This window comes from Candidatus Nitrotoga fabula, from assembly GCF_905221025.1.
Classification (GTDB): Bacteria; Pseudomonadota; Gammaproteobacteria; order Burkholderiales; family Gallionellaceae; genus Nitrotoga; species Nitrotoga fabula.
Map to the genome: position 1 here is coordinate 41,705 of NZ_CAJNBL010000021.1, position 14,448 is coordinate 56,152.

Sequence of the window (14,448 nt, forward strand, 5' to 3'; positions counted from 1 at the left end):
TTTTTGAGAAAACGATGTGCGGGAAGATTGATCTGGCCGGGGGAGAAATGGTCAGTTCTGTCAGGTGTTATAATTTAAAATTATGAAAGTTTTGTGTAATGTCTGTTGTGTTAAATTTTAGGTCACATCTTTCAGATTTGTTTGCTCAGGCAGTGCGCATAGTAGCACCTGAAGTGACAGAAATCGACATCGTGATCGAGCGTCCAAAACATGTGCAGCACGGGGATTATGCCTGCAACCTGGCAATGCAGCTTGCCAGATTGTTGCGCAAAGCTCCGAATGAAATCGCACGGTCCCTGATTACGGCCTTGCCGACATCGCATGTGGTGGAAAAGGTGGAGATTGCAGGGGCAGGTTTTATCAATATATTCATTACGGTAGCAGCCAAACAGAATGTGGTTCATGGCGTGCTGCGTGCTGGTATGGGATATGGCCACATTCATCTGGGTGCGGGGCGAAAATTACAGGTGGAGTTTGTTTCCGCAAATCCAACGGGACCGTTGCATGTGGGACATGGTCGGGGTGCGGCTGTCGGTGATTGTTTGTGCCGTGTATTGCAGGCTGCAGGTTGGAACGTAACACGGGAATTTTATTATAACGATGCTGGCGTACAGATTGACAACCTTGCCATCTCTGTTCAGTTACGTTGTATGGGGATTTCACCGGATGACCTGTCTTGGCCTGAGAATGGCTATCGTGGCGAATATATTGCCGATGTTGCCCGTGCGTACATGGCTCAAGAAATGGTGGAAGCGGATGATCAGCATGTTCAGGCATCAGGTGATATTGGCGATCTCCGTGCTATTCGTTCTTTTTCGGTAGCTTATCTGCGCAGCGAACAGGATCTTGATTTGCGTGCATTCGGGGTAAATTTTGATGTGTATTCTCTGGAGTCGGCCTTGTATACCGATGGTAAAGTGGAAGAAACCGTCAACAGGCTCATTGCTAGTGGTTATACATATGAACAAGACAATGCGCTATGGTTGCGCACTACAGACTTTGGGGATGACAAAGACCGTGTAATGCGGAAGAGTGATGGAAGCTATACCTATTTTGTGCCAGATGTAGCTTATCACCTGGATAAATGGCGTCGTGGTTTTGTGCGTGTCATCAATGAACAGGGAGCAGATCATCATAGCACTATCACTCGCGTGCGTGCGGGGTTGCAGGCTTTAGACGCTGGAATTCCGCCAGACTGGCCGGATTATGTGCTTCATCAGATGGTAACAGTATTGCGGAATGGTGAAGAGGTAAAAATTTCCAAACGGGCTGGCAGCTACGTGACATTGCGCGACTTGATCGATGAAGTAGGTTGTGATGCAACACGTTTTTTCCTTGCTGCTCGTCATCCTGATTCCCAACTGGTATTTGATATTGACCTGGCTAAATCGAAGAGCAATGAGAACCCTGTGTATTATATTCAATACGCCCATGCGCGTATTTGTAGTGTACTGGGACAATGGAAAGGCGATATAGCGGAATTGCACCGCGCCAATGTCAGTGTACTGGATAGTGAAAATGAGCGAGCGTTACTGCAGCACTTGATTGATTACCCGCAGGTGATTGAGAGTGCGGCGAAAGATTTGGCTCCTCATCTGATCGCCTTTTTTTTGAAAGACTTGGCTGCTGATCTCCACGGTTATTACAATGCTACTCGTTTTCTGGTTGAAGATGAAGATATCAAGCTGGCACGACTGGCTTTGATTGCTGCGGTGGCCCAGGTAATGCGTAATGGGCTGGCTCTTTTGGGGGTTTCTGCGCCGGCAAAAATGTGAGCCGGGTTGGTTCCGATGCTTGTAAGTATCTGAAAGCTAGTAATGAATTGCAGAGTGACCTTTTTGTCTGGGTTCGGCTGCACTCCTGGGAGCGGCAGGTGATGTTTATGAAGGAATGGCGAAATGAGTAAATACAGTAATACTCGATCTGCACCTTCGCGGCGGGGTAGCTCGCTACTGACCGGGATATTGGTCGGCATGGTGGTTGGTTTGCTTATTGCTGGCGGGGTTGCGTGGTACATTTTGAAGACACCGAGTGCATTTATCGAGAATGTAACGAATGGAAAATCAAAACTTGTGGCCGATGCTCCGGTTAAAAGCGGTCAAGAAGGAGGCAACCCATCGAATTCTGGCTCGAATGAGGGGGGGGGTAAGCCACGTTTTGAATTTTATAAGGTGTTGACTGACACACAGGATGTTTCGGTGCCTATACCCAAGACTATCGAAAGTCCTGCCGTGCAGCAGCGGAGTCAGCCGGTGCAGGCTGCTGGCCAAGCTCCCGAGAAAGAAATGTATCTGTTGCAGGTGGGTTCATTTCCCAATGCGGTTGACGCAGATAATTTGAAAGCCAGGCTGGCTATGCTTGGTCTGGAAGCTAGCGTGCAGGTGGCAGAGGTTCCTGATAAAGGCGTATGGCATCGGGTGCATATGGGCCCTTATGCGGGCAGGGAAGAAGTAAAAAATGTGCAGCTGATTTTGAAACAAAACGGGATAAGCGCCACTCCAATTCTTGCTCGTTAAATTGTAATGGGCATTGTTAGGGAATACAGGTATTGTTTAATTTTGAAATTTTAAAATTGTACCCGAATGGTTGATTTGTATATTCTGGCTTGTCGAAGTATCAATCGTCGCGAGAACGACGGGATTGTGAATGTGTAGTGTGTTTTTTTGTCAGGGTGATAAAAACGTACGCAGAAAAAACAGTATAGGTGACGTGTTGTATTTTCTTGTTAATTTTTAAAAGCAGTATTAATTTTGCATGGAGAATAATATGAGATTCATCAAGCAGATTGTTGCGGTTTTGGCGTTGCTATGTGCTAGTCAGGTTTTTGCCGGACTCGAACCTGGTAAGGATTATAAAGTGCTCAATACACCTCAGCCAACCCGTACAGGCAGTAAAATTGAAGTGTTGGAATTTTTTTTCTACGGCTGTTCGCACTGTTTCAAGATGCATCCTCCGCTGACTTCCTGGGAAAAGAGAATGGCGAAGGAGGTCGAGCTGGTCTATATTCCTACAATTTTCAGTAGTTCTTGGGAGCCGATGGCGAGAACTTTTTACTCTCTTGAAATATTGGGACAGCAAAAGCAGTTGCATGATGAATTGTTCAATGCCTGGAACGTCAATAATATTGATTTGAGGGATGAAGCCAAAATTACTGAATTTGTGGGGCAGCAGGGCGTTGATCGGAAAAAATTTAACGAAGCCTATAATTCCTTTGCCATGCAAAGCAAGGTTACGCGCAGCAAGCAGCTCCAGCAGATATATGGAATCCGTGCTACCCCATCTTTTATAGTGGACGGGAAATATCTGGTTAGTGGTCTGGGTCCAGAAGAAACGATAAAAGTGCTGGATGCTCTGATTGATAAAGTGCGCAGAGCACGCGCAGGGAAATAACAGCGTGTTGTGTAATGTATTTAAACAGGACGGCCTACTTGGTAGAGTGGGTCGTCCATTTTTTGGTTATCTAAAGTACTTGGGACCGATTGCTTCCTGGACCCCGATGGGTGATAGGCAATCTGTATACCCTTACCCGATTTTCTTTGAAAATAGGTTTGCCGCATTTGCCATGCATGCGTGAATCGTACGTTTTTGTTGGCGTACAAGTTGGCAGTGCGCTGGTTTTAACCCGCTAATTTGCGTTTCAATATTTCATTCATCTGGGCCGGATTAGCTTTTCCTTTGCTGGCTTTCATTGCGAGACCCGCAAAAAATCCGAACAATTTTTCCTTGCCGTTTCGATATTCAGCAACCTGTGACGGATTGGAAGCAATAATTTCTTCTATCATGGCCTCCATCGCGCCAGTATCGGACATTTGCTTTAATCCTTTTGTGTCAATTATGGCATCCGGCTCACCTCCCTCACTCCAAAGAGTCTTAAAAACTTCCTTGGCGGCGGTACTTGAAATGGTTCCATCCACAATTCTTTTGAGTATGCAGCCAAGTTGCCGGGGCGAGATCGGGCATTGAGTGATATCGAGGCTTTGACGGTTCAGGGAGGCATTTATGTCACCCATAAGCCAGTTGGCGCAAAGTTTGGCCTCGTTGGGGACTTCGTTGAGCGTTGCTTCGAAGAAATCTGCCATTTCCCGGGAGGATGTTAATGTGTTTGCATCGTAAGCGGATAGCCCGAAATCGGCGGTATAGTGTGCTTGTTTGGACAGAGGCAATTCTGGAAGTGAGCTACGTATCTGCTCGATCCATTCATCGTCAATTACAACTGGCAGCAGGTCAGGATCTGGAAAGTAGCGGTAATCCTGCGCATCTTCTTTGCTGCGCATGGAACGGGTTTCACCTTTTTCGGTGTCAAATAGTACGGTTGCCTGCTGGATGGAGCCGCCACCTTCGAGTGTATCAATCTGCCACTGTGCTTCATATTCAATTGCCTGCTGCAGAAAACGGAATGAGTTCAGGTTTTTGATTTCGCGCCGTGTACCCAATTCTTTTCCCGGGCGACGTATGGAAACGTTGGCATCGCAACGGAATGAGCCTTCCTGCATGTTGCCATCGCAGATGCCGATCCAGCGTACCAAGGTATGAAGCATTCTGGCATAGGACACGGCTTCGGCAGCAGAGCGCATATCCGGCTCCGATACAATTTCCAGGAGGGGTGTTCCGGCGCGGTTTAGATCAATTCCGGTTAGCCCCTGAATGTCTTCATGCAAGGATTTTCCAGCATCTTCTTCAAGGTGTGCACGGGTAATCCGCACCGTTTTTTCGTAAGTCTGGCCATTTGTCCCTGTAGGAACCTGAATAGTCAGGGAGCCTTGTCCGACTATTGGTAAATCAAACTGGCTGATCTGGTATCCTTTGGGCAGGTCGGGATAAAAATAATTTTTGCGCGAAAATACTGAGCGTGGAGCAATGTGCGCGCCTACTGAAAGGCCAAACTTGATTGCGCGTTCCACGGCGCCGCGATTCAACATGGGTAATACACCTGGCAGTGCCAAATCTATTGCACAGGCCTGGGTATTGGGTTCTGCCCCAAATGCGGTGGGAGCGCCAGAAAAGATCTTGCTGCAGGTCGATAGTTGAACATGTACTTCTAATCCGATCACAATTTCCCAATGCATGGCGTGGCTCCTTACACCTCGATATGTTGCGGAGAGCGGGTATGCCAGTCGGCCACCTGCTGATATTGATGCGCCACGTTAAGCATGCGAGCCTCTTCGAAATAATTACCGATAATTTGCAGGCCAATAGGCAGGCCATTGTTGCTGAATCCGGCAGGAATCGACATCCCGGGCAGGCCTGCAAGGTTCACTGCGATGGTATAAATGTCAGAAAGGTACATCTGCACCGGGTCGTCGTTTTTTTCTCCCAGATTAAAAGCAGTGGTAGGAGTTGTAGGTCCCATGATGACGTCGCACTGCTTGAATGCCTCGACAAAATCTTGTGCGATTAGGCGGCGAATTTTTTGCGCCTGCAAATAATATGCATCGTAATAACCATGCGACAGCACGTAGGTGCCGATCATGATGCGGCGTTTTACTTCCGCGCCGAATCCTTGGGCACGGGATTTTTCATACATTTCCGCTAGATTGGCATATCCGGATGCGCGGTAGCCGTAACGTACCCCGTCAAATCTGGACAGGTTGCTGGAGGCTTCTGCCGGGGCCAATACATAATATACAGGGACAGACAGGCTAGAGTTGGGCAGATGGATATCTACTATTCGGGCACCTAATTTTTTATATTCAGCAATAGCTGATTCAATTGCATTGGCGACATCAGAGTGGACGCCTTCGGTGAAGAACTCTTTGGGCAGACCGATGCGCAGACCGTTCAGCGGTGTGTTTAGATTTCGCGTGTAGTCCTCGGGTTCACGTTGCAGACTGGTGGAGTCGCGTGCGTCGAATCCTGCCATTGCATTTAAAAGTAAAGACAAGTCCTCTGCGCTACGAGCCATGGGTCCCGCCTGGTCCAAGCTGGATGCAAAAGCAACCATACCATAGCGCGATATTACGCCGTAGGTTGGCTTCAGGCCAGATATGCCACATAGTGCAGCAGGCTGGCGGATTGAGCCGCCTGTGTCGGTTCCGGTGGCGGCAGCACACATGCGGGCTGATATAGCTGCTGCACTGCCGCCAGAGCTTCCGCCCGGAACACTGTTGCGATTCCATGGGTTTTTTACCTTGCCAAAGAAAGATGTTTCATTGCTGGAGCCCATGGCAAATTCGTCCATGTTGGTTTTTCCAAGATTCACAGCACCGGCGCGATTAAACTGTTCAATGACATGAGCATCATAGGGAGCAATAAAATTGCTCAGCATTTTGGATCCGCATGTGGTGCGCCAGCCCTTGGCGCAGAATATATCTTTTTGGGCAATGGGAATGCCTGTCAAAGCGTGCGTATGAGATAGTGCTAGTTGGGTATCTGCTGCGCGGGCTTGCTGCAGACTCAGTTCTTCATTAACTGTGATGTAGGCATTGAGTTCTGGATTGAGTGCTGCAATGCGCTTGAGGTAAAGCTGAGTCAGTTCAACACTGGAAATTTTTTTGCTGCGCAATGCAGCGCCTAGCTGTGACAGACTGGAAGTTAACATGACCTTAGGTTTGATGCAGATGGTTATTCGATGACTTGGGGGACCAGGTACAACCCGTTCTTGACTTGGGGGGCTGCAGATTGAAATAGCTCACGTTGATTGGTTTCTGTGACCGTGTCCTCACGTAATCGCTGGGATATGTCCTGAGCGTGTGACATCGGTTCGATGCCATGGGTATCGACCGCCTGCATTTCAGCGATCAGGCCGAAGATACTTGAAAGCTGGGAATGTGCAATTTGCGCTTCATCTTCAGTTAACCCAAGCCGAGCTAGTCGGGCAATCTTGAAGACATCATCAATACTGAGCAACATAGTCTGAGAATTCTTTATTAAACGTACTTTGATAGGGTATCATAATAATCTATCCGGATTATTTTTTTTAGAAATCTGGCTTATCTTTTTTAATTCTTTTAATTCCGGGATTCATCATGTTTCGATTTTTTGACAGCTATTTTGCCAATGACCTGGCGATAGATTTAGGTACTGCTAATACCCTGATATGGGCGCGTGGCAAGGGCATTGTGCTGGATGAACCCTCAGTTGTGGCGATTCGCCAGGGAAATGGCCCGAATGATAAAAAGGTGATACAGCAGGTCGGGCTTGCAGCCAAGCAGATGCTTGGACGTACGCCAGGCAATATTACTTGCATACGTCCGATGAGAGATGGCGTAATTGCAGATTTTACTGTAACCGAGCAAATGCTTAAGCAGTTCATCAAACGGGTGCATAAATCGGGTATTTTTAGCCCCAGTCCGCGCATCGTCATTTGTGTACCCTGTGGTTCAACTCAGGTCGAGCGGCGCGCGATCCGTGAATCTGCATATGGAGCAGGGGCACGCAGGGTCGAGCTGATTGAAGAGCCGATGGCTGCAGCAATCGGTGCGGATCTGCCAGTAGAAGAACCGAATGGTTCAATGGTAGTGGATATTGGTGGTGGTACCACTGAAGTTGGGGTGATTTCGCTGGGTGGTGCGGTATATTCAGGTTCCATACGTGTTGGTGGTGATAAATTTGACGATGCTATCATTAACTATATTCGTCGCAACTACGGCATGTTGATTGGCGAAACAACAGGTGAACAGATCAAAAAGGAAATTGGTTCGGCTTTTCCGGGCAGTGAAGTGCGGGAAATGGAAGTAATGGGGCGAAATCTGGCAGAAGGAGTGCCGCGCAGTTTTACTATTTCCAGCAATGAAATCCTGGAGGCATTAACCGATCCGCTTAATAATATTGTAAGTGCTGTGAAGATTGCGCTGGAACAGACCCCCCCCGAGTTGGGTTCGGACATTGCCAGGAAGGGTATGGTTTTGACTGGAGGAGGAGCTCTGCTGCGTGATATTGATCGACTATTGATGGAGGAAACAGGTTTACCCGTGCTGATCGCCGATGACCCACTTACCTGTGTGGTGCGGGGTTCCGGGAAGGCACTCGACAGGATGGATAAATTTAGCGGTATTTTTACCAGCGATTAGATTTTTGATTGGATAAGTCATAAATAAATGTAATCCGCTACAGCCTGACCATGATTTTATTTTCTCTGGACAGACCATTTTTTAATGAATGGAGAGAGAAGGAATGTTGCGTTATAATTAATTATTTGTAAGCAGGAATGGCTGTTGGAATGCCATAATGGAACAAAATCAGCCTCTTCGCTTCTTCCATCGGGGTCCTTCTCCTGCAATTCGGCTGGGCCTGTTCGTGGTGCTTTCGTTAATCTTGTTGCTGGTCGATGTAAAATACCAGTATCTGGAAACCGCCCGAAGTGGGCTCACATTTCTTGTCTACCCTTTGCAGAGGCTGGTCACGGTTCCAAGCGCACTGTGGCACGGGGTGGGAGATTATTTTATTACTCACGACCAACTGGTTCGCGACAATGCCGAGTTACGCCGCTTGAATATCCAGGCTGCTTCAAAGTTGCAGCAATTTGCAGTGTTAAAGTCCGAAAATCAGCACTTGCGTAACCTTCTGTCAGTGCAGCAGCGTGCCGATTATTCCATGCAACTTGCCGAGATTCTGTATGCCGCAAGAGACATTTTTAATCGCAAGGTGTTCCTGGACAAGGGTACGCAGGAAAATGTAGAGGCAGGACAGATCGTAATGGATGAAAGCGGTATCGTTGGCCAGGTTACGCGTGTTTATCCCTGGATGAGCGAAGTGACACTGATAACCGACAAGGATCATTCCGTACCGGTTCAGGTATTGCGGAATGGGTTGCGATCGGTTGTATTTGGTACTGGTGATACCAGTAGGCTGACGTTGCGCTATATGCCACCCAGTTCGGACATTCAGAATGGTGATGTCCTGGTGACTTCCGGTATAGATGGTATTTATCCAGATGGTCTGCCGGTAGCCCGGGTAATTCACGTTGAAAGAGATCCTGCCTATCCTTTTGCCCGTATTTTGTGCAGCCCGATTGCGGGCGTGGACCAGCGGCGTCAATTGATGATTCTGTCTACGATTCAGAAATTCAAGGGACCGGATGGCGCAGAGGAAGAGATAGCCGGCAGCCCATCGAATAGCAGGCAGGCGGGTGGACGGTGAGAGATCGCACTTTGTCTGTCCAGGAGTTTCAGGCGCCGGACAGTCCCATACTTATCGCGGCCAGCCTGTGTGTCGCGTTGTTACTCAATTGGCTGCCGTGGCAAGGAATATGGCTGGAATTTCGTCCGGATTTTCTGGCACTGGTGCTGTTGTACTGGTGTACGCACAAACCGTTACAGGTGGGGATTGGCATCGCATGGATGCTGGGCATACTGGCTGACGTGGTGGATGCAAGTTTTATCGGGCAGCATGCCATGGCGTATTCAGTGTTAGCATTCTGTGGCATATTGCTGCATCGCAGGCTGCTCATGTTCAATTTGCTCCAGCAGACACTGCAAATCTTTCCATTGCTATTGCTTGCTTATGCGGTTTATGCCGTAGTGCATTGGCTGCTGCGCGGAAATATTGTATGGGAATACTTTCTCGGCTGCATACTGACAGCCCTTCTCTGGGCGCCTATGTCGATGTTGGTGCGAACCTTGAGGCGTTCGAGGAGCGTATCTGATCGGTTATGAAGCCCCATATTGAGTTTAAAGACACTCTCCGAGAGATTCATAATTTCCGTCAACGTCTGGCAATATGTATAGTGTTTGTGTTATTGCTTCTGTTAGTTCTTTTTTCGCGTTTTATTTATTTACAGGTGATACAGAAGAATCACTATCAGACTCTGGCAGAGAATAATCGTATCGCTGTCGTACCCATTGCACCCAGCCGTGGCCTGATACTCGACCGCAATGGCGTGGTTCTGGCACATAACTACTCGGCGTATACGCTGGAAATTACCTTAAGCAAAGTGCCAGACCTGCAGGAAACGATAGAAGAGCTGGCAAAGATAGTGGATATCCAGCCGGGTGATCGCAAGCGTTTTAAAAGAATGCTCGCGGATAACCGAAAATATGAAAGCCTACCCATTCGCAACCGTCTGACTGATAGTGAAGTGGCGCGTTTCACCGGACAGCGCTATCGTTTTCCTGGGGTGGAAATCAAGGCGCGTTTATTCCGAGAGTACCCCCTTCATGACCAGAGTTCTCATTTGGTTGGTTACATTGGCCGAATAAACAAGAATGAACTTGCGCATCTTGAAGAAGATGGGGTTAGTGCAAATTACCGCGGCTCTGACTATATTGGAAAAACCGGTATCGAGCAGCATTATGAAAGTGAGTTGCACGGTATAACGGGTATCGAACAGGTAGAGGTTGATGCTGCTGGGCGTGAAGTCCGTGTGCTTTCCCGTACCCCTCCCATTCCGGGTAATAATCTGGTGCTAACGATAGATGCCAAATTGCAGGCGATTGCCGAGCAGGCATTCGGCAGCTACAGGGGGGCGCTGGTGGCTATAGACCCAAGCAATGGGGAGGTATTGGCTTTCGTTAGCAAACCAGGCTACGATTCTAATCTGTTTGTTGATGGAATTGATGAGCAGAGCTGGAGCGAGCTGAATAATTCTCCGGATAGACCGCTGAATAACCGCGCAATACGCGGACAATATGCACCGGGTTCCACCATCAAGCCCTTCATGGCACTGGCCGGGTTGCATTACAACAAACGCTCCCCGGATTACACGATCAGTGATCCGGGGTATTTCAGCCTACCCAATAGCCGACACCGATACCGTGATTGGAAAAAAGAAGGGCACGGCAGCGTGGATTTGTTTAAATCAATCGTGGTGTCATGTGACACTTATTATTATGGGCTGGCTACGGATATTGGTGTTGACCATATATATGATTATTTCTCCGGGTTCGGGTTTGGCAAGAAGACCGGAATCGATATGGAAGGTGAAGTTCCCGGCCTGCTGCCGTCGCAGGAATGGAAGAGAAGACGCTACAAGCAGAAATGGTATGTCGGTGATACCGTATCGGTTGGCATAGGTCAGGGTTATAGTCTGGTAACCCCGTTACAATTGGCTTATGCCACGGCAATACTGGCAAATGGTGGATCAGCACATCGTCCGCATTTGCTGAAGGAGGTGCAAATTCCGCGCACGAACGAAAGGCGTCCATTTGGAACCCATCTGGAATCTAGCCTCAATATCAATCCCGATCATCTTGCGCTGGTGAAAAAAGCGATGGTCGCGGTGACGCAGCCCGGAGGTACCGCTGCTCAAGCGGGAGCGGGGGCACCCTATGCTTTCGCTGGAAAAACTGGTACGGCTCAGGTAATAGGTATAAAACAAGGCGAAAGGTATATTGAGAGCCAGATTCAGGAACGGCATCGCGATCATGCCTGGTTCATGACCTTTGCGCCTGCAGACCAGCCCAAGATCGCTTTGGCGGTTTTGGTTGAAAACGGCGGGCATGGCAGTTCTACCGCTGCGCCAATTGCTCGCAAGATGCTGGATTACTTCCTGTTGGGCAAGCTTCCCCAGCCCTTGCAGCCAGTGGAGGGAGCAGAAGGGATCGATGAAGATGAATAAACGGCACATCTGGCAACGTTTCATAGCGTGTCTTGACCCGGTTCTGTTGGCTGCGATCGGACTGCTTCTGCTGACCAGTCTGGTAGTGTTGTATAGTGCTAGTGGCGGTAACTGGAACCGCGTGCTGTTGCAGGTGATAAACATACTGGTGGCTTGTTCCGCGATGTGGCTGGCGGCTAATATGCCTCTTCATTACCTGATGCGGGTTGCAGTGCCGGCTTACCTTATGGGCATGGCATTGCTGGTTGCCGTGGCTTTTTTCGGAGAGATTACGAATGGTGCCCGGCGCTGGTTAAATATTGGTGTGACGACCATACAGCCTTCTGAGCTGATGCGGATAGCGGTACCGTTAATGATGGCATGGTATTTTGAAAAGAACGAGGCCATGCTGACCTTGAAAAATTATTTCATTGCAACGCTGCTGCTGCTGCTGCCGGTGCTATTGATTGCCCGCCAGCCCGATCTGGGTACATCCATTATGATCGCTGCCAGTGGATTTTATGTATTATTCCTGGCCGGAATATCCTGGCGTGTCATGCTGACTTTTCTGGCTGTGGCCATGGCAAGTTTGCCGTTTGTATGGTCAACGTTGCACGATTATCAGCGTCACCGGATTCTGATGCTGCTGGATCCGGCGCAGGATGCGCTGGGCAGGGGTTACCATACTATTCAGTCGGTTATAGCAGTCGGATCGGGCGGGATGGTCGGCAAGGGCTATCTGCATGGTACACAGACACACCTTGATTTTTTGCCGGAACGGACTACGGATTTTATATTCGCCGTGTATTCTGAAGAGTTTGGCCTGTTGGGAAATCTGGTGCTTTTATGCTTGTACCTTTTTGTCATTGCGCGAGGTTTTGTCATTACTGCGCATGCTTCGACCTATTTTACCCGTTTGATGGCCGGAAGCATTACACTTACTTTTTCGACATATGCTTTTGTCAATATGGGGATGGTAAGCGGTATCTTGCCGGTAGTAGGGGTGCCGTTACCGCTTATAAGTTATGGCGGCACATCTATGGTTATATTGCTGTTAGGTTTTGGTATTTTGATGAGCATACATGCCCACAAAAAACTGATACAAACCTGATGTGTTGCTAGAATTTCTCTTGGGCAGCGCGGAAACAAAGCTTAAGCCAGAAGAACTGGATATGTGGTTATGTTCAGGGAAAGGCTAGGCCGGATGGTCTGTGGAATGAATTCAGTGTCAAAAAGCAGTTTACAACGGTTCTGGGTTGAATTGGTGGGGCAGAAGTGCGCTATACATCGACTCTTCAAGATTCATCTTTGATTAATAATGGCATTTTAATGATCCATGGTCTAACAGGGGGTCAGGTAAGTGATTCAACAAACTGGATTAATACTGTTTACTGTATTGGTTCTCACTGCATGCAGCAATATACCCGCACAGAAGGAAGAAACACGCAGTTCCCCAGCTCCAGTGATAGAGTCGAATGGGGTTCAGCGCGCGGAACCCTTGCACCGTTTTGCGAACAGCCCGTATTCTGTATTAGGAAAGACCTATATACCCCTAATATCTCCGGGCGGGTACAAAGAGCGCGGTATAGCTTCCTGGTATGGCAGTAAGTTTCATGGCAAGCGAACTGCAAGTGGAGAAATATACGATATGTATAGCATGTCTGCGGCTCATCCTGTTTTACCTATACCCAGTTATGCGCGTGTAACCAATCTTGCCAACAAAAAATCGGTAGTGGTTCGGATCAATGATCGTGGCCCGTTCGTGCATGATCGCATCATTGATCTTTCCTACACTGCCGCAGATAAGCTCGGGATTGTCAATAATGGTGGTGCTGAAGTTGTGGTGGAAATGGATAGGACAAGAATGCGCTATACTTCACCTGTTCAAGATTCATCGCTGAATAAAAAAACATATTAACGATCAAGAGTCTAACAGGGAGCCAGGAAAATGAAAATACAAACTGGATGGATACTGTTTGCTGCATTGGTTCTCACTGCATGCAGCAGCACACCTACGCGGAAGGAAGAAACACGCAGTTCCCCAGCCCCGGTAATAGAATCGAATGCGGTTCCAACCATTTCCGGAACTCAACCCAAGCGTGGCGGATATCTGGAAGGAGATAGTCCTGGTAAGGACATACCAGCCAATCTGGACTCCATTCCCGACGCGGTTCCGCGCGTGGAACCCTTGCACCGTTTTGCGAACAGCCCCTATTCTGCGTTAGGAAAGACCTATACCCCGCTAACTTCTCCGGGCGGGTATAAAGAGCGCGGTATCGCTTCCTGGTATGGCAAGAAGTTTCATGGCAAGCGTACTGCAAGTGGAGAAATATACGATATGTATAGCATGTCTGCGGCTCACCCTGTTTTACCAGTACCCAGCTATGCGCGTGTAACCAATCTTGCCAATAAAAAATCGGTGGTGGTTCGGATCAATGATCGTGGCCCGTTCATGCATGATCGTATTATTGATCTTTCCTATGCTGCCGCACATAAACTTGGAATTGTTAATAATGGTAGTGCCGAAGTTGTGGTGGAAGTGGAAGGTCTTGTTGCAGAAAATAAGGCTCTTCCTCCGGAGGATACCGAATCTGTAGTGATTACCCCCTTAAAGTCAACCATGGATTCGGTTGTGGTGGCTCCGATCAAGCCCCCGCCTGCATTTTCTGCTCCGGTTGCTGCGGCAAAGAAAACCAGTCCGGCACTGGTTCCATCTGCCCTGGGCGGGGAGCTGGCCAGTGGAAATGTCTATCTGCAATTGGGTGCATTCCGGTCGCAGCAGAGTGCGGAAAGCTTTCTTTCACGCATGAATATTGAATTTGAGGGGAGTGGAAAGCGTGTTGAGCTGTACCAGAAGGACGATGACATGATCCGCATTCATGTTGGTCCTTACCTGTCGCAGGAAGAGGCACGTGCAACTGCAGAGAGGCTGGAGCCACGCTTGGGCTTCAGGCCCCTGGTAAAATTCCACTAAT

13 protein-coding genes are annotated in these 14,448 nt (G+C 48.6%); 10 read left to right on the forward strand and 3 right to left on the reverse strand.

Annotated elements, in window-relative coordinates:
- Positions 1–98: 98 nt before the first annotated feature.
- From argS to KJA68_RS05740, 3 genes are all read left to right on the forward strand, one after another.
- Positions 99–1,775: an arginine--tRNA ligase gene (gene argS, locus KJA68_RS05730; RefSeq protein WP_213035973.1), complete on the forward strand. Its 1,677-nt coding sequence runs from the start codon at positions 99–101 to the stop codon at positions 1,773–1,775.
- 123 nt (positions 1,776–1,898) lie between these two features.
- The gene (locus tag KJA68_RS05735; RefSeq protein ID WP_213035974.1) at positions 1,899–2,516 is read left to right on the forward strand and encodes an SPOR domain-containing protein; all 618 of its coding nucleotides are present in this window, start codon (positions 1,899–1,901) and stop codon (positions 2,514–2,516) included.
- Positions 2,517–2,766: 250 nt separating this feature from the next.
- Complete coding sequence (locus KJA68_RS05740; protein WP_213035975.1) at positions 2,767–3,390, forward strand: thiol:disulfide interchange protein DsbA/DsbL; 624 nt, start codon at positions 2,767–2,769, stop codon at positions 3,388–3,390.
- Positions 3,391–3,617: 227 nt separating this feature from the next.
- Here the strand turns inward: KJA68_RS05740 and gatB are convergent, their stop codons facing one another.
- The 3 genes from gatB to gatC are packed head-to-tail and all read right to left on the reverse strand — an operon-like array spanning position 3,618 to position 6,849.
- Positions 3,618–5,066, reverse strand: a complete 1,449-nt coding sequence (gene gatB, locus KJA68_RS05745; RefSeq protein WP_213035976.1) for an Asp-tRNA(Asn)/Glu-tRNA(Gln) amidotransferase subunit GatB — start codon at positions 5,064–5,066, stop codon at positions 3,618–3,620.
- Between the two features lie 11 nt (positions 5,067–5,077).
- Positions 5,078–6,538, reverse strand: coding sequence for an Asp-tRNA(Asn)/Glu-tRNA(Gln) amidotransferase subunit GatA (gene gatA, locus KJA68_RS05750; protein WP_213035977.1), 1,461 nt, complete (start codon positions 6,536–6,538; stop codon positions 5,078–5,080).
- A 23-nt stretch (positions 6,539–6,561) separates the two neighbouring features.
- Complete coding sequence (gene gatC, locus KJA68_RS05755) at positions 6,562–6,849, reverse strand: Asp-tRNA(Asn)/Glu-tRNA(Gln) amidotransferase subunit GatC (RefSeq protein WP_213035978.1); 288 nt, start codon at positions 6,847–6,849, stop codon at positions 6,562–6,564.
- Positions 6,850–6,965: 116 nt separating this feature from the next.
- Between gatC and KJA68_RS05760 the strand changes: the two genes are divergently transcribed.
- The 7 genes from KJA68_RS05760 (at position 6,966) to KJA68_RS05790 (ending at position 14,447) form a co-directional block, all read left to right on the forward strand.
- Entirely contained in the window at positions 6,966–8,009 is a 1,044-nt protein-coding gene (locus tag KJA68_RS05760) for a rod shape-determining protein (protein ID WP_213035979.1), read from the forward strand.
- Between the two features lie 157 nt (positions 8,010–8,166).
- Positions 8,167–9,078 carry a rod shape-determining protein MreC gene (gene mreC / locus KJA68_RS05765; protein WP_213035980.1) on the forward strand — a complete coding sequence of 304 codons (912 nt, stop codon included), beginning with the start codon at positions 8,167–8,169 and terminating at the stop codon, positions 9,076–9,078.
- Positions 9,075–9,593, forward strand: a complete 519-nt coding sequence (gene mreD / locus KJA68_RS05770) for a rod shape-determining protein MreD (RefSeq protein ID WP_213035981.1) — start codon at positions 9,075–9,077, stop codon at positions 9,591–9,593. Before mreC ends, mreD begins: the two co-directional genes overlap by 4 nt.
- Complete coding sequence (gene mrdA / locus KJA68_RS05775; RefSeq protein WP_213035982.1) at positions 9,590–11,494, forward strand: penicillin-binding protein 2; 1,905 nt, start codon at positions 9,590–9,592, stop codon at positions 11,492–11,494. Before mreD ends, mrdA begins: the two co-directional genes overlap by 4 nt.
- Positions 11,487–12,584: a rod shape-determining protein RodA gene (gene rodA, locus KJA68_RS05780; protein ID WP_213035983.1), complete on the forward strand. Its 1,098-nt coding sequence runs from the start codon at positions 11,487–11,489 to the stop codon at positions 12,582–12,584. The genes mrdA and rodA overlap by 8 nt, the downstream gene beginning before the upstream one ends.
- A gap of 249 nt (positions 12,585–12,833) precedes the next feature.
- Positions 12,834–13,391, forward strand: a complete 558-nt coding sequence (locus KJA68_RS10855) for a septal ring lytic transglycosylase RlpA family protein (protein WP_213035984.1) — start codon at positions 12,834–12,836, stop codon at positions 13,389–13,391.
- A gap of 30 nt (positions 13,392–13,421) precedes the next feature.
- Positions 13,422–14,447, forward strand: a complete 1,026-nt coding sequence (locus KJA68_RS05790; protein ID WP_213035985.1) for a septal ring lytic transglycosylase RlpA family protein — start codon at positions 13,422–13,424, stop codon at positions 14,445–14,447.
- Position 14,448: the final 1 nt, after the last annotated feature.